Origin of the sequence: Psychrobacillus sp. FSL W7-1457, assembly GCF_038593405.1 — a bacterium.
GTDB lineage: Bacteria > Bacillota > Bacilli > Bacillales_A > Planococcaceae > Psychrobacillus.
The window spans coordinates 3441185-3456869 of record NZ_CP151993.1; the positions used below are offsets into that span (position 1 = coordinate 3441185).

General features: G+C 39.1%; 16 protein-coding genes and 1 rRNA gene. 7 read left to right on the forward strand and 10 right to left on the reverse strand.

Annotated features, from left to right (window positions below; all coding sequences use genetic code 11):
* Window positions 1-121: 121 nt before the first annotated feature.
* The 3 genes from NSQ95_RS16805 to NSQ95_RS16815 form a co-directional block, all read right to left on the reverse strand.
* A 16S ribosomal RNA gene (locus tag NSQ95_RS16805) occupies window positions 122-1676 on the reverse strand.
* A gap of 469 nt (window positions 1677-2145) precedes the next feature.
* Complete coding sequence (locus NSQ95_RS16810; protein ID WP_340881858.1) at window positions 2146-2664, reverse strand: hypothetical protein; 519 nt, start codon at window positions 2662-2664, stop codon at window positions 2146-2148.
* 16 nt (window positions 2665-2680) lie between these two features.
* The gene (locus NSQ95_RS16815; RefSeq protein WP_342559992.1) at window positions 2681-3328 is read right to left on the reverse strand and encodes a hemolysin III family protein; all 648 of its coding nucleotides are present in this window, start codon (window positions 3326-3328) and stop codon (window positions 2681-2683) included.
* 159 nt (window positions 3329-3487) lie between these two features.
* On the opposite strand from NSQ95_RS16815, the gene NSQ95_RS16820 reads away from it, so the two are divergent.
* Entirely contained in the window at window positions 3488-4237 is a 750-nt protein-coding gene (locus NSQ95_RS16820) for an NRDE family protein (protein ID WP_340881855.1), read from the forward strand.
* A 279-nt stretch (window positions 4238-4516) separates the two neighbouring features.
* Here the strand turns inward: NSQ95_RS16820 and NSQ95_RS16825 are convergent, their stop codons facing one another.
* A complete protein-coding gene (locus NSQ95_RS16825) occupies window positions 4517-5896 on the reverse strand; it encodes an SEC-C metal-binding domain-containing protein (protein WP_340881854.1) in 1380 nt (459 codons plus the stop codon).
* A gap of 226 nt (window positions 5897-6122) precedes the next feature.
* A complete protein-coding gene (locus NSQ95_RS16830) occupies window positions 6123-6929 on the reverse strand; it encodes an MBL fold metallo-hydrolase (protein WP_340881852.1) in 807 nt (268 codons plus the stop codon).
* 368 nt (window positions 6930-7297) lie between these two features.
* Here NSQ95_RS16830 and NSQ95_RS16835 point away from each other — a divergent pair, with 368 nt between their 5' ends.
* Complete coding sequence (locus NSQ95_RS16835) at window positions 7298-7498, forward strand: cold-shock protein (RefSeq protein WP_169361140.1); 201 nt, start codon at window positions 7298-7300, stop codon at window positions 7496-7498.
* Between the two features lie 59 nt (window positions 7499-7557).
* On the opposite strand, the gene NSQ95_RS16840 is transcribed toward NSQ95_RS16835, so the two are convergent.
* The 3 genes from NSQ95_RS16840 to NSQ95_RS16850 form a co-directional block, all read right to left on the reverse strand.
* Window positions 7558-8115 (reverse strand): DUF6434 domain-containing protein, encoded by a 558-nt coding sequence (locus tag NSQ95_RS16840; protein WP_340881849.1) that lies wholly within the window; start codon window positions 8113-8115, stop codon window positions 7558-7560.
* Window positions 8096-8500, reverse strand: coding sequence for a MerR family transcriptional regulator (locus NSQ95_RS16845; RefSeq protein WP_340881848.1), 405 nt, complete (start codon window positions 8498-8500; stop codon window positions 8096-8098). Before NSQ95_RS16845 ends, NSQ95_RS16840 begins: the two co-directional genes overlap by 20 nt.
* Window positions 8501-8662: 162 nt before the next feature.
* Complete coding sequence (locus NSQ95_RS16850) at window positions 8663-8806, reverse strand: hypothetical protein (RefSeq protein ID WP_340881847.1); 144 nt, start codon at window positions 8804-8806, stop codon at window positions 8663-8665.
* Window positions 8807-8995: 189 nt separating this feature from the next.
* Between NSQ95_RS16850 and NSQ95_RS16855 the strand changes: the two genes are divergently transcribed.
* Window positions 8996-10684: a methyl-accepting chemotaxis protein gene (locus NSQ95_RS16855; RefSeq protein WP_340881845.1), complete on the forward strand. Its 1689-nt coding sequence runs from the start codon at window positions 8996-8998 to the stop codon at window positions 10682-10684.
* 60 nt (window positions 10685-10744) lie between these two features.
* On the opposite strand, the gene NSQ95_RS16860 is transcribed toward NSQ95_RS16855, so the two are convergent.
* The gene (locus NSQ95_RS16860; protein ID WP_340881844.1) at window positions 10745-11899 is read right to left on the reverse strand and encodes an SEC-C metal-binding domain-containing protein; all 1155 of its coding nucleotides are present in this window, start codon (window positions 11897-11899) and stop codon (window positions 10745-10747) included.
* Window positions 11900-12069: 170 nt separating this feature from the next.
* On the opposite strand from NSQ95_RS16860, the gene NSQ95_RS16865 reads away from it, so the two are divergent.
* Genes NSQ95_RS16865 through NSQ95_RS16880 form a run of 4 tightly spaced genes read left to right on the forward strand, consistent with a single transcriptional unit; the run spans window position 12070 to window position 14469 of the window.
* Window positions 12070-12789: an ABC transporter ATP-binding protein gene (locus tag NSQ95_RS16865; protein WP_340881843.1), complete on the forward strand. Its 720-nt coding sequence runs from the start codon at window positions 12070-12072 to the stop codon at window positions 12787-12789.
* Between the two features lie 12 nt (window positions 12790-12801).
* Window positions 12802-13545, forward strand: a complete 744-nt coding sequence (locus NSQ95_RS16870; protein ID WP_298470234.1) for an ABC transporter permease — start codon at window positions 12802-12804, stop codon at window positions 13543-13545.
* A gap of 51 nt (window positions 13546-13596) precedes the next feature.
* Window positions 13597-14052 carry a LytTR family DNA-binding domain-containing protein gene (locus NSQ95_RS16875; RefSeq protein ID WP_251557081.1) on the forward strand — a complete coding sequence of 152 codons (456 nt, stop codon included), beginning with the start codon at window positions 13597-13599 and terminating at the stop codon, window positions 14050-14052.
* On the forward strand, window positions 14053-14469 hold the full coding sequence (locus NSQ95_RS16880) for a DUF3021 domain-containing protein (protein WP_340881838.1): 417 nt from the start codon (window positions 14053-14055) through the stop codon (window positions 14467-14469).
* Between the two features lie 33 nt (window positions 14470-14502).
* On the opposite strand, the gene NSQ95_RS16885 is transcribed toward NSQ95_RS16880, so the two are convergent.
* The gene (locus NSQ95_RS16885; RefSeq protein WP_342559993.1) at window positions 14503-15675 is read right to left on the reverse strand and encodes a substrate-binding domain-containing protein; all 1173 of its coding nucleotides are present in this window, start codon (window positions 15673-15675) and stop codon (window positions 14503-14505) included.
* Window positions 15676-15685: the final 10 nt, after the last annotated feature.

Genomic DNA, 15685 nt, shown 5'->3' on the forward strand with positions numbered 1-15685 from the left:
TTATCCAGTTTTCAAAGAACAAGTTAAAAAGCTTTAAATGCTCATATAGAATGAACATTCAAAACTGAACTGCAAAACGTTAAGATACAGATAAAGATCTGTATTCCGAATATATCCTTAGAAAGGAGGTGATCCAGCCGCACCTTCCGATACGGCTACCTTGTTACGACTTCACCCCAATCATCTGTCCCACCTTCGGCGGCTGGCTCCCAAAAGGGTTACCCCACCGACTTCGGGTGTTACAAACTCTCGTGGTGTGACGGGCGGTGTGTACAAGGCCCGGGAACGTATTCACCGTGGCATGCTGATCCACGATTACTAGCGATTCCGGCTTCATGTAGGCGAGTTGCAGCCTACAATCCGAACTGAGAACGGTTTTATGGGATTTGCTCACCCTCGCGGGGTTGCGACCCTCTGTACCGTCCATTGTAGCACGTGTGTAGCCCAGGTCATAAGGGGCATGATGATTTGACGTCATCCCCACCTTCCTCCGGTTTATCACCGGCAGTCACCTTAGAGTGCCCAACTGAATGCTGGCAACTAAGATCAAGGGTTGCGCTCGTTGCGGGACTTAACCCAACATCTCACGACACGAGCTGACGACAACCATGCACCACCTGTCACCGCTGTCCCCGAAGGGAAAAGCCTATCTCTAGGCCGGTCAGCGGGATGTCAAGACCTGGTAAGGTTCTTCGCGTTGCTTCGAATTAAACCACATGCTCCACCGCTTGTGCGGGCCCCCGTCAATTCCTTTGAGTTTCAGTCTTGCGACCGTACTCCCCAGGCGGAGTGCTTAATGCGTTAGCTGCAGCACTAAGGGGCGGAAACCCCCTAACACTTAGCACTCATCGTTTACGGCGTGGACTACCAGGGTATCTAATCCTGTTTGCTCCCCACGCTTTCGCGCCTCAGCGTCAGTTACAGACCAGAAAGCCGCCTTCGCCACTGGTGTTCCTCCAAATCTCTACGCATTTCACCGCTACACTTGGAATTCCGCTTTCCTCTTCTGTACTCAAGTCCCCCAGTTTCCAATGACCCTCCACGGTTGAGCCGTGGGCTTTCACATCAGACTTAAAGGACCGCCTGCGCGCGCTTTACGCCCAATAATTCCGGACAACGCTTGCCACCTACGTATTACCGCGGCTGCTGGCACGTAGTTAGCCGTGGCTTTCTAATGAGGTACCGTCAAGGTACGAGCAGTTACTCTCGTACTTGTTCTTCCCTCACAACAGAGTTTTACGATCCGAAAACCTTCTTCACTCACGCGGCGTTGCTCCATCAGACTTTCGTCCATTGTGGAAGATTCCCTACTGCTGCCTCCCGTAGGAGTCTGGGCCGTGTCTCAGTCCCAGTGTGGCCGATCACCCTCTCAGGTCGGCTACGCATCGTCGCCTTGGTGAGCCGTTACCTCACCAACTAGCTAATGCGCCGCGGGCCCATCCTGTAGTGACAGCGAGATGCCGTCTTTTAACATTTCCTCATGTGAGGTAATGGATTATTCGGTATTAGCCCCGGTTTCCCGGAGTTATCCCAATCTACAGGGCAGGTTGCCCACGTGTTACTCACCCGTCCGCCGCTAAATCAGAAGAAGCAAGCTTCTTCATCATCCGCTCGACTTGCATGTATTAGGCACGCCGCCAGCGTTCGTCCTGAGCCAGGATCAAACTCTCCATAATAGAGAACTTAAAAAGCTCATTTTGTTTTGCTGGCATCATCATTAAATGATGTCAAAAATTGTTTTGCGTCAATCAAGCCGAAGCTTGTTGATGCTGTATGTCTTAACGTTTTGCATGTTCAGTTTTCAATGTTCATTGTGTCAGCCAAACTTGTTTACCTCTTGGCGACTTCTACTATATTACTCTCGTTTATATTATAAGTCAACACTTTTTAAAAACTTTTTTAAAAAGATACTGTTGGAGTTTTATTACCTCTTCAAAATCAGCACTATCAAAGGCTTTTTAATGGTGCGTATATGTCTTGTAAACTATATCTTAATTTACTATCCTTCTATTGGTTAGTTTATCATGCGTCTACACAGCCCGTTTCTTCTTCTAGCTATCCAGAATTTATTAAAATAAGATATGTCTTCTTTCTATATAAAAAAGGCAACAGAAAAGTAATCCCCTTACTTTCTGCTGCTTTAATTTATTTTATGTGATGAAGAAGTTCCAGCGATTCGATTACACTAGTGAGGAAGTCATCTATTTCACTTATATTATCCTCTTTGATTTTTTGCTGGAAGCTTAGCGAAATTGTATTTACATAGTTTTCCTCCAAGTGTCCGTATTCAAAGCTCACATGCTGCTTGATGGTTATGTCACCTTCCCATATTTGCTTTAGGGCTAACTCAATACTCTTACACTCTGCAGACACATCCATTATATCTTTTTGAAATTTTAACTGGAGTGTACATCCTGGATCTTTTCCGGGTATCTCCATAATTTCAGAGGCGAGCTCCTCCAAGGATGCCTCTATTATAATTTCAGCCGAGACTGCTGGTTTATCGGATAGGACAAACTCAATAGAAAATTCTCTTTTTAAGATGGAGAAGTCCATCCGGTCTGTTCGGTTAATTATATTTATTTTACGTTCTATATTGTCTAGATCATATACATGATTTTCAAATGCAACCTTTATATTTTCGAAGACAGTTGGGTCATACATATGATATCCTCCTTGGTTATGCAGGTATAGGCAATAGTGTCATGATAGCGAAGAAAACTAAAATAGCAGCTACAAGAACAAATACATGCCATACTGCGTGATGATATGGAAAGCCTCTCCACACGTAAAAGACTGCTCCTCCGGTATATAGCAAGCCACCAAGTGCCAATAAAACAAGGCCCTCTGTAGACATGTTCGTGATTAGGGGCTTCCATGCAAATACTATTAGCCAGCCCATCACTACATATAGAATCGTGGAGGTATGTAAAAAACGCTTAACAAAATAGGCTTTGAACACAGTACCTGCTATTGCTAGCCCCCACATGATACCAAACAACGTCCAACCAAGCGGCCATTTTACTACTATAAATAGAAGTGGTGTGTAGGAGCCTGCTATCAGATAATAAATAGAGGAGTGGTCCATGATTTCAAAAAAGTCTTTAGCTCTCCCTGCCGGAAAAGCATGTACCAGGGTCGACGACGTAAACAATAGCACCATGGATGCTCCAAACAGGGTGAAACTCACCACATGCCATGCATCCCCATACTTGACGGATGAAACAATCAAAATAACAAGTGCAGCTATACTCAAAATCGTACCAACTCCGTGTATGATTGCATTTGCTAGCTCTTCGCGTTTAGAAAAAATATGTGTATTACTCAATATCGTTCATCTCCATTAAATCGTTTATTCCATTTTATCCTACCACTTTTCCTCAATAAAAGCAGACACTCGTTAAATTCGAGTTGATATAATAAGGTAAGTATATAAGTAGAGTTTCTGTTATCATCTGACAAACTAGTATAAAGAGGAGCAATCATTATGTGTCTTGTTAATTTTCAATTTCAAACTCATCCTACCTATCCGCTAATAGTTGTTGCCAATCGGGATGAATTTTATGAGCGTCCGACTGAATCCGCTCATTTTTGGGAAGACCATCCATCTATACTTGCAGGACGTGATTTACTGCAAATGGGTACATGGCTTGGAGTTTCTAAAGCTGGTCGCTTTGCTGCGTTGACAAACTTTCGTGATCCACAGCTTGAGCCCGGTCATCTTTCTCGAGGAGAAATTGTGCGCAACTTTTTGATCGGACATCAGGACCCACTAGATTTTATCGAGGAATTAAAGAAAAATAGAGACAGCTATGGCGGCTATAATATTGTCATTGGGGATAGCCATCAATTGTTCCACTATAACAACATCCTTGATGAAATGAATGAAGTTTCACCTGGTACACATAGCTTAAGCAATCATACCTTGAATACACCTTGGCCTAAGGTAGAAAAAGGAAAGCAGAGTTTAGCTGAACATCTTCTATTAGATAACATAGAAGTAGGACCTCTATTTGACTTGTTAACAGACGAGAGTGTAGCAAAGGATTCTGAGCTTCCTGATACTGGTGTAGGAATAGAGCTTGAACGCAGCCTATCTCCTCTGTTTATCAAAATGCCAAACTACGGTACACGCTCCTCGACTGTTTTGCTAATGGACGAAAACCAAAACATTACTTTTGCAGAACGCACGTATTATAAAGGTAAAATGCATTCTGAGAAATTTTTTGAAATATAAAAGAGCTGGGATATAACTAGTCAATAAATTAAAAGACGTGAAATCAAGTTGCTGATTTCACGTCTTTACTTTAGTGGTAACCGATTTTAATAAAAAACTCTCTATTATTGTTGTTTGGAGAGGAGAGCGGCGACTCCTGGGGGAAAAGCACGAGCTGAAAGCCCCGCAGGAGCAAGGCGACGAGGAGATTGAAGTCGTGCCCCCGGAAAGCGTCCGCTGTAATGGAAAACAACTACGCTCTATTTTGAGGGAACTTTTGTCCTGATCTCTTTCCCTAACTTATTTACCACAGCATTTTTTATACTTTTTACCACTGCCGCAAGGACAAGGGTCATTTCGGCCAACCTTTGTATCAGTTTTTGTAGTCTCTGATTTAGTTGAGGCTATTTTTAGGTCTGGCTGCTCCATCAATGTGATCTCGTGAGGCGTATGTCCTCTATTGATCCAAAGGCGAGTTGTTACAGATACGAAGGCAATTGCCTGTACATACTTATTAAAAAGTTCCTGTTCTTGTATTTGATGACGTACCGCAAATTGCTGTGCCACCATATTAATACTACTGCCGACTGTTTGCATCTCACGGATTAGTTGATCCATGTTTTCTTTAATCATTAAGGAGCTGCCACCAAAGAAATCCTTTTGCATCATGGAAGCAAGCTTTTCTTGATAGATTGTTGCTTCATAATAGTTCGCATCCGCATATCGAAGAAGCTCTTCCTTTGCTGGGATATAATAAGGCTTCCCGTTCGCATTATCCTTTATGATTTTATAGTCATTGGGACGTATCGTTGTATGTATGAATTCATCTTTATCCACACGTACAAATTGATTTTGTAGCGATTCCATAGAAGTTTCAATCAATGACAATAATTCATTTCTCGTCAATGCTTTATTGTTTTGTGCATTATAAATCTCTAGAAATTTAGGGAAATCAATGACCCCATAAAGGTTGGTACAAGCAACTACATACTTTAATACGGTTTCCTTGTCTTCTATGTCACCTTGTGGGGTGGATTTCACACCTCGATACTTATCCGAAAGAACAAGATAGTTATCATGGTCGATTTTGTCCCATTCTGTTTTTTTGTATTTCACAAATTTTAACAAGTCATTTGTTCTGTCTATATCAAATGGTTTATACCCCTGTTGCTCTGCCCATCCAAACATATGTAAGTAATCAGGATGATTTGGATTATCCATAATTTCTTTAAACTCTTCAAACCCTGGGGGACCACCGACATCTTCGGGTGGGGCAGTTCCTTCTCCCTCTAATATAGTAGGAAAACCAAAATAGTAATCCTCAACTGTCTCTTCTAGCTCTATACGAATACGCCAATCGTCTCCGAAGTCGTAGTTATAAATGAGGTGACCCATTTCCTGAAGATACGGGTCAATCTTGATACGGGTTGGCTGTTTAACCTCTCTACCTTCGTACTTCTTTCCTTTATACTCATGTAAGATCGTTTCATTATTCGTAATGTATTTATCGTTTGTTGCTATTCCAAAGGAATGATAAGCTTCCATCGTGCTTCGGAAATTTGTCACGTATTGAATGGTCTCATGAAGTCTATTAAATGTCGCATCTGCCGGCAGAATAACCCGTCTCCACACCTTCGGATCTACGTGCTCAAATGATAATTTTAAAATATAAGCTTTCAAATAAATTCACCTTCCTCCTTTAATCATACGGTATTAAGCGGTTTTCATCGAGTAAAAACTACTTTTGGGAGTAGGCTTATGCAAGTATTCTATTTAATGTATTTTAGCAGGGTCTATTGCCGCTCGAATAGAGAATCACTTTAGTAAATATGACTTGTATATAAACCACGTAAAGCTAGTCCGCCCGTCAGGCAAGGACTCCACTATGTATCTAGTCCTTTTCATACTACTGCTCGTTAATAACGGAGCGGATGATATGAAAGGAGCTCCACTCACCCATAGAAAACCAATTAATAGGATATTTCTTTGGAAAAATAATACTGGTAATCTCTTTTTCACTTTTCCCCTCGGCGTGAAGCTGCAAAATATGTTGCTGCATCTCTAATAAATAATGTAGCTTTCTCTCTAAGTATCTTCTTCCCTTCTCTAAATACCCTGCATGACAACAATATACGTCCCCAAAATCATAGGTGAGGACCCGTTGAAGGGATTCTATGATGGTTGGAATACTTTCTTCTCGAAGTATAATCTTTGTTCGTTCTTGGCAATAAAGGTCACCTGTAAACAATTGACCCGTTTGTTTATTGAGAAATGCTACATGATCCTTGGCATGACCAGGTGTAGGGATAACATCCCATGTAGCTGATTTAGAGGTAAATGTCTCGCCTAACGGATTAGCTTTAAAGGGCTGTCTCTTCCCCCAAAATAGCTTGCGATAAAGGGGGTAGTCTGCTTTCTTTTGACTGTGATCTATGAAATGTTCTTTCATATAGATGCGTTTCCCCAGCTCCTGCATATAAGCAGCACAGCCAGTATGGTCCTCATGATGATGAGTAATCATGACCTTCTCCACCTCTTGCTGCTTCAAAAAAGGCTTGAGCTCATTCTCTAGTGACTGTGATCCCGTATCAATGAGGACACCATCTACCACGAAACAATGTACATTTAACCTCACGCCTTGAAAAGACACCTTTCCATTCGCCATTATTACCCCACTTTTAGTCGAAACATCGAATTGTTTCTTGAAAAGCATCTCATCCACCCCTATAAACAAAGATTTATTTTAGAAAAGAATACCATAAAATGAATGACTATTCACTCTATTTAAGGTCCTCAAGTGCTGGTATCACTGCGTTACCTTTAAGAAAAGCAGTAGACTTAAGTGCTAATACTTATACGGTTAATAAAAGAATTTTAAATAACCTAAGTACATTACTGGACAAATGACATTAAACGTTATATACTAAGTTCAATAGTTAAATTGCTTCATCAAGAAAACATTGAATTCACATATTACAAAAAGTGATCGTGAAATGTTTGTCGATACTTTTTCTAATATGTGAATTTTTTTATCTGTTGAAAGATTTATATTATTTAATTTATTTTATGGAGGTTTTTTACATGACACAAGGTACAGTAAAATGGTTTAACGCAGAAAAAGGTTTTGGATTTATCGAGGTTGAAGGTGGAAGCGACGTATTCGCTCATTTCTCAGCTATCCAAGGTGACGGATTCAAATCTCTTGACGAAGGTCAAAAAGTTGAATTTGATATCGAAGAAGGTAACCGCGGACCACAAGCAGTTAACATCGTAAAACTTTAATTCTTCGGAATTAACTTGATAAAAGCCGTACACTCGAAGCAATTCGAGTGTACGGCTTTTTATTTTTGATATGTATTACTTCCTGGAAGCTGCTTAATAGCATTCCATGCTTGGATAGCCTCCTGACGTGTTTTTCCTTTATTGTTAGAATCCGCAAAGAAGTCTTTTATGAATTGGTTATATTCAAATTGAGGTGCAATCGCCTTCGAGTAAGCCGGATCTCTCTTACGCTCCTCCTCCTCCATCCAAGCGTTCACCGCATCACGGTATGTGTTTCCTATATTGTTTTTAAAATAATTTTGAATATAAGTAGAGAAATGAAATTTCGGTCCAATGACTTCCCGAAAAAATGCCCTTACTTGTTGGCTACATCGATGTCCTTCTGTTATAACAGTATCCAAAGAAAGTGGTTCTTCTACTTTAGAGATTTTAGCTCTTCTGACTGGCTGGAGTATTTTGCCTGAGTGAAGGAATACCTCTATTCGATTAGCAATTTCTCCTTTCGAACCAGCTGGGCTTAAAAGGTGCTCTCTACAAAACGCTTGGAGCTCTTCCTTTAACCAATAATACTGTTTAAATTCTTCTATGTTTATATCTTTAGTTAGTTGTGGTCTCATCTCTTTTTCCTCCAAGTAATTGCTCTACCTTCCTATCTACTCGTAGAAGCACCTCTTTTATTTGGATAATTTGTTTTTCTTTCTCTATTAAATCCCGGTATTTTTCTTGAAATAACTCCCTTAACAATTGTAGCTTCTCTGTTTCGTGGTCTGTTAATTTATTATCTTTATCCACATGGTTAGTCCAATCAAATAGTAGCTTTATCTCCTGTAAGGAAAAACCATTTTGTTTTAACTTAATGATTGCCTGAATAGAGAGTATATCCTCATCTGTATAGTGGCGGTATGAGTTCATAATGGTGGGTTTTAATAGTTCGATCTTTTCATAATAACGAATAGTATCTTTACTTACCCCAGTACGTGAAGCAAATTCTCCAATTCTCATAATATCACTCCTATTACAATCATGACATGAAACATAAATCGAAAGATATGATGACTATAGCTAACTTTACTCTTTGTCTGTAGCCCCTCCCATAGAGCTAGAACATGTATACATATAAAACATATCACTATTAAACTTAACCTCATGTCTGTTATAAAAACACTAGCAATCATACCAAGCGATACGACGACAAACAATAAGGAACGTATCGATAAACCCTTTTCCTTCCATTGTACCATTCCAGCGATCATTGTTAATATCCCATACATACATATTAAACTGTACACGATTATCTCCATTTAGCACCCCTCCCCTATTTTTACTTTATAGGGTGGAGTTAACTCCATGTCAACCATGTTTTATTAAGATAATTTATTTATTAACTTTTTATCAATAACTTCCAATTATCAATAATTTCCCATAAATTCACTTCAAATACCAATACTTTTAGCCGATAAAAACGAGGTGATTATATTTATGGAAAGAAGGCAGCTTATGAGTATCGGAAAAAAGTTAAACATCGCATTTATCGTCATTATAGTTTTGTTATTAATCTCTACTGTAACAGCTATGCTTACATCTGCTAATGTAGAATCTAAGGTGGATGAGGCGCTTGATTATAGAGTCACCCAATTACGAGTAATTGACGAAATACGTTTTGGTATTGGAATGCAGGGGCAATATTCTCAAGAATTGTTAATCGATAATTCTCCGGAAACGAAGGAGCAGCTTGAATACTATATCCAGTATGTTGATGAGCAAATTGCTCAAATAGCTTCTCTTGCTAGCTCTAAAACAATGAAAGCTTACGTAGAGGAGATTTATGTTTATAAAAACGAGTTCAACGAAGCATCAGAGATATATTTGGAATATGCAAAAACGGGTGTTATGAGCTCTGGATCAAGAATTTTAAAGGATCGAATTACTCCGGCTAACGATGGTATATTAGAAGTTGCACAAAAAATGCTTGATTATCAGGATAACGAATTGAAAAAAATCTCTCAAGAAACAGATCGTGCAATGACTCTATCTAACATTGTAGCAATTGTTATGTTAGTATTCGTTTTGCTAAATGGAGTTCTCCTTATGTGGTTCACTCGTAAGCAAATCTCTAATCCGTTAATAAAAATGGTAGACGCAGCCGAAATAATTGCTACTGGAGATTTATCGGTGGAGGATTTGAACTACTCTTCCAATGATGAAATTGGAAAGCTAGCTACAGCTACTAATCAAATGAAAAATAATCTTCAAATGTTACTTAAAAGAATCCATGAAAATTCAGAGCATCTAAGTGCGGCTGCCGAAGAGCTATCCGCAAGCACCGAAGAGGTAACTGCTTCTACAAATGAAATGGCTAACCGAGCTAATGATACTTTAGAAGCCTCATCTTCTGCTGCCCAGTCGGCCAATGAAAGTTCTCGAGCTATGGAAGAGACTGCAACGGGAGTTCAACGAATTGCCGAATCGACACAGCACTTATACGACAACTCGAACCAAACTTATCAAACGGCACTGGCTGGAGGTAAGATTATTCAACAGGCAAGTGAACAGATGAACACCATAAATCATTCCTCTGAGATGATGAATAATTTAGTTCAAAAACTAAGTAAACAAACCTTGGAAATTGAAAATATAACTAATGTAATTACGAATATTACAGAGCAGACTAACCTATTGGCTCTCAATGCGGCGATTGAAGCAGCACGAGCTGGCGAACATGGGAAAGGATTTGCAGTTGTTGCAGACGAGGTTCGTAAGCTTGCTGAGGAATCTAGACAATCTGCCAATCAAATTGTTGATTTGATCAAGGATATCAAACTAGATACAGGCAATGTAGAAAAAGCAGCTGAGGAATCCCTAGGATCTGTAACAGTTGGGGTGAAGATTATTGGAGATGCCGGCCATGCTTTTCAAGAAATCGTTACTGCAGTAGAAGAGATGAACGTTCAAATCGAAGAGATCTCAGCTACTTCTGAAGAGATTTCCGCATCTGCTGAACAAGTTTCTGCTTCTGCCATGGAAATCGCTAACGGGGCTACAAATGCTTCCTCCAATGTTGAAGGTATTGCTGCCGCTATTGAGGAACAGACTGCTACCATGGAACAGGTCAGCGGTGTAGCAGTTGAACTTTCACAAAATGCACAGGACTTACAAGAGGAAATAAATAAATTTAAGCTAGCATAAAATGCTGCCGGGCATATGAGTCCGGCAGCATTTTTAATTTAAATGGCTATGCTTAATATTTCATTTCCCACAGCATTTTTTATATTTTTTTCCACTACCACAAGGACAGGGATCATTTCTACCGACCTTTTCGCTTACTGCTGGCTGAGGTGCTTGTGCTTGTTGCTCTTGTTCGAATTCTATGGCGTTTTGTTCGGCAATTTGCTTCCACTCTTCCATAGATGGATGGGAACGTCCCATTACTGTATAGAACGCATAAAGCGTCTGTTCAAGATCAATTAATCCACCATGATAGCCGTTATGGAGATAATCCTCTATCAACGGGAAGGCTTGCTCTGTTAATTGGGCTGTTAGAGATTCGATAACAGTTTCTTTACCGCTTTCATCTAACTTGTCGTAGCTTTTTACCAGCACTTCTATTGCCTTTTCAGTTTTTGTTTCTTTTAAGATACTAGCAGCATAAATACACGTCTCATTCTTCATCGCATATGGAGCAACTGCTTCTACTACGTCATCCGTCTGAAAGCTACTTAACGCAACTGCCAATTCTTCTAATAGAATTTCTTCTTCTCTATCTAGTAGGGATACAAGTGTAGGTATATATTCGTTTAACTGTAGGAGGCCAACCGCTCTTACTGCCAAAATACCAAACACGGAGAAAAACTTTTCCCCTAGTTCTTGCTGAAGGGTCTTCTCTACTTCCTGTTTCCCATAGCTGCCAATATCAATCAGTCGCCCAAGCAGCTTTTTCGACTTTTGAAATTCAAGTGCATTAAAGCCATCGCGGTTAACGTCACCCACAACGTCCTCATACGTTTTCCAAAGTGTATCCTCGCTTGCCTCCAATAATAGCTTATTAAAATCAGTATAATCCGTTCCTATATAGGGAGTAAGCTGATCTGCTTTATCTACTAGAACCTCAGAGGGAAGGTTCATCACATATTGAAGGACTAGATGTCTCTTCGATTTCTTTACCTTTTGGAGGAGCTTCATCAGAATCGGGAACGTTTCTTCTGTAACGTTATTTTCTTGTCCCCAGACTAGAATAGTATCTCTTTCTTTATCATCAGCATGTAATGCATTCGTCAGTTGTTCATTTACCACCTTACTAGGCGTAAACGGAAATTCATTTAGTACATACGATGCAAATTCTCTGACCAATCTCTCTTCATGATTGATAAGGGGGGTTACTTTGTTTAAGAATGATTGACTCATTAGAATTCCTCCTTTGATACTATCAATATACTTCCTTTTAGTAGTTAAATGCAACTGACCTATCAATTCCTACAGGTTGGCCAAACTAAAATACCTCTTACCGAAATACGCTCGAATACCACCTCATCTCATCATACAATTAGTTTATAAGAAAAACGGGAGTGATATTTGTGCATATCATTGAAGTTAGAAATTTTAAAAAATCGTACGGGGAGAAGGAGTTTTTAAAAGGAATAGATTTTCAAGCGTCACCTGGAGAAGTCATAGGGGTGATAGGAAAAAATGGAGCAGGTAAATCTACTTTTTTAGAAATTCTTATGACCATCAAACAATTTGATACAGGAATTGTCTATGTGTTGGAAGAAGACATTCGATTAGCCTCCATGAGCCGTTTAGAAGAACTTAGAAAACAAATTGCTGTCGTTCTTCAGCCAACCCAATTTTATCGAACATTAAAGGTGGAGGAATTATTAAAATTGTTTAGGTCTTACTATAGGTCCTCCATTGCTTTAGAAAAAATTATACATGACTTCAAGTTAGATCCCCATCGCCACAAGTATTTCGATAAATTATCAGGTGGCTGGAAGCAGATTGTTAGCCTAGCGATTGCATTTTTGTGCGAGCCCAAGCTACTTATATTAGATGAGCCAACTACCGGATTAGATCCACATATGCGTAATTTGTTATGGTCTTATATTACTGAATACAATGAACGCACTGGGGGCACTGTCATCTTGACTACCCACAATATGGATGAGGTGGAGATATACTGTGACAAGGTTTTACTTATCAATAATGGAATAACTGAAGTTTTTTCAACTACTGACAGTATTTTAGCTTTAGGCTATCGTTCTGTACATGATTTTTATCTTCAAAAAGTTGATATTTAGGAGGCAATTCTAATGCTAGCTACACAATTAAAATATGATTTACTTATGTTTAGTAGAGAAGTCTTTTATATGTTTTTCACCATTATTATCCCACCCGTAACGTATATTTTTATGGGACAGTTATATGGGGAAATGACGTATGATCATGGTCTAAACTATGCTCAATCTTACACACCATCCTTTATATTACTCATCACATTTACAGTAATATTTTTTGCTTTTGGCTTTGATCAGGTTAACCACCGTATAACTGGTGTGGAAAAACGAATACGCTTGTCTCCTGTTCCCAAAAACATTTTACTCGCCTCAAGCATTTTACGAGCGATTATTATTACGACCTTAGGTTATCTTATGATACTTAGCATTGGATTAGTTATGTATGATTTATCCTTCGTCCTACTCGATATGTTTTCTTCCTATGCTTTTTTTATAGCTATGAACATTGTCTTACTAATCATGGCATCTGCTATTTATTCCTTATTTGATAATATAAACAGTGCTCTTGTATTTTCTATCGTTATTATGCAAATCGTTATTTTTACCGGCGGCTTCGCACAGCCAATTAACCTAATGCCAAACTTTATACAAGTATCAGCAAAGCTTAACCCACTCTATCATATGAATAACATGTTTATAGATGTATGGAACGGCCAGCTCTCTCTAACTATTGAAACAATTCTCGCTGGAAGCTATATTGGAGTACTTCTATTTGTATCGGTTCTTATTATTCGCTTCATGCACAAGCGGAAAATCTAAAGACAATTATTATCAGAACCTTTACACTATTAAAGAAGAGAGGTGTCAAAGATGAAAGTATCGTTAAATATTGATAGTGATTTTAAAGAGACGTTGGTTAAAATTGAAACACCTACGCTAGATGGACCAGTCCAGGACTTACTGGAATTTATAAAAGGCAGTGAAATAGAATTTTTAGTTGGAAAAATCGATGAAATGCAACACATCTTAAAGCCCGCGGATATTCATTATTTTCATACAGATCAGGAAGCAGTCTATGCAGTAACCGCAACCGGCTCATACAAATTAAAGGAAAAGCTATATGAGCTAGAGGAAATGCTGCCATCAAGCAAATTTATACGTTTATCAAAATCTGTTATAGCAAACCTCTATGAGCTTAATCGATTTGAAGCTTCTTTCAATGGAACGCTATGTGTGTATTTTAAATCCGGAGCAAAGGAATATGTGTCTAGGACATACGTCGCTCACATTAAGGACGCACTGAAAATGAATAGGAGGAAAAAATAAATGAAAACATTTTTGTTTAGAAGTATGATTGGGATTTTCTTTGGAGCATTCATATCAGTAGTTTTTACAAGTGGGGTAGTACTCTTTAGCGACAAAGAAACGTTAAACGGGGCTTTGTTTCTAAAAAATTCTTTAGGCTCTATATTTTGTGGTTGGTTATTTACAGTAACCCCACTCTACTTTGAAAATAAGCGTTTTACTATGATGCAGGCTACCGGTTTCCATTTTCTTACCGTCTTCGTAGCATACTTTATCTTAGCTTTCTTTATTGGCTGGATACCATTTACTTTGTTAAGCTTTGGAATTGGCCTGGCAATTTTCATTGTTGTTTATATTTTACATTGGCTGGCATTCTACTACTATTTCCGTCTACAAGCCAAAAAACTGAACGAAAATTTAAATTCTATCTCGGAATAGCAAGGAGCTGCTTCGGGTAAGAGCAGCTCTTTGTTATTCAATCATTGGCACGTAACCCGTTTTCTCAACCAACTCCTGACCCTGAGGAGATAGAATCCATTCTACAAACTCATCAACATGAGGATTATCCGTACTAGCTGTCACTACATAAAACTCCGATGCAATTGGATACTGGTTGTTACGAATATTTTCTTTTGTAGGTGCAATTCCGTTTATATTTAATAGTTTAATCTGATCGTTCTTAACCATTTCGTTCGCATAAAATCGGAATGTGTACCCAATTGCGTTTTTATAATTCTTGTATTGAGCTACTTCTTCAATGATTCCCCCCATCCCACTGACAATATCTTCAGTAGGTGCTTCCATTAAAGGAGTTTCTCCCATTAAATTCTCTAAAGCTGTTTGACTACCACTTCCCTCGGGACGCTGGAATGCTCGTATAGAATCGTCGCTTCCCCCTACATCCTGCCAATTCTTAATGCTCCCTGAGTAAATATCTTGAATTTGCTGAAGGCTGAGCTCGTCTACCTCATTTTTATGGTGGACGAAGAACACGAACGCTTCTCTTCCAATCGGTGTAAGTTTAAGCTCCACACCATTACGCTTTGCATAGTTGATTTGCCCCTTAGATGGCCCCGCAGCAAAGATCATATCCACTTTACCTTCGATCAAATTATTGTATGCATCAGGGGTAGTATTTACCATAACTTCGCTGGAGCTTGGCTCATATGTTTTTTCGGGATAAACCGCTTGAGCAAAAGAAGCATACAAAGGATACAGTGCCGTTGCTCCGTCCAACCTTGGTAAGTCCTCTGTAATTTTAAATGTTGACTCCTCCTCTAGAGTTGCAATTTTTAAAGGCTCCATGAATGGTTGATAGTCCCAAACATTTAATTCTGCATCTACCGTCGGAATATTATTCTCATATATCTTTTTGACTGGAGTAATTGCACTGATCACTAAGGCCATTCCCATTATCCCTAAAACCCACCACTTTCTTTTTTTAGTAGTGAAAAAATTAAACAAATGGAATAGGTAAAATAAATACAGTACAATCACTCCAGTAACCAACAGCGAGATATAATGCATATTGCCAGTTAAAACAATTACAATTAAGAGGAATGAGCCAAAGAAAAAAATACAGATTAACCAAAATACGGCGTATAAAATTTTATCACTCAAGGATTTTTGTTTTCTTTCATCCATTTTTACCAAC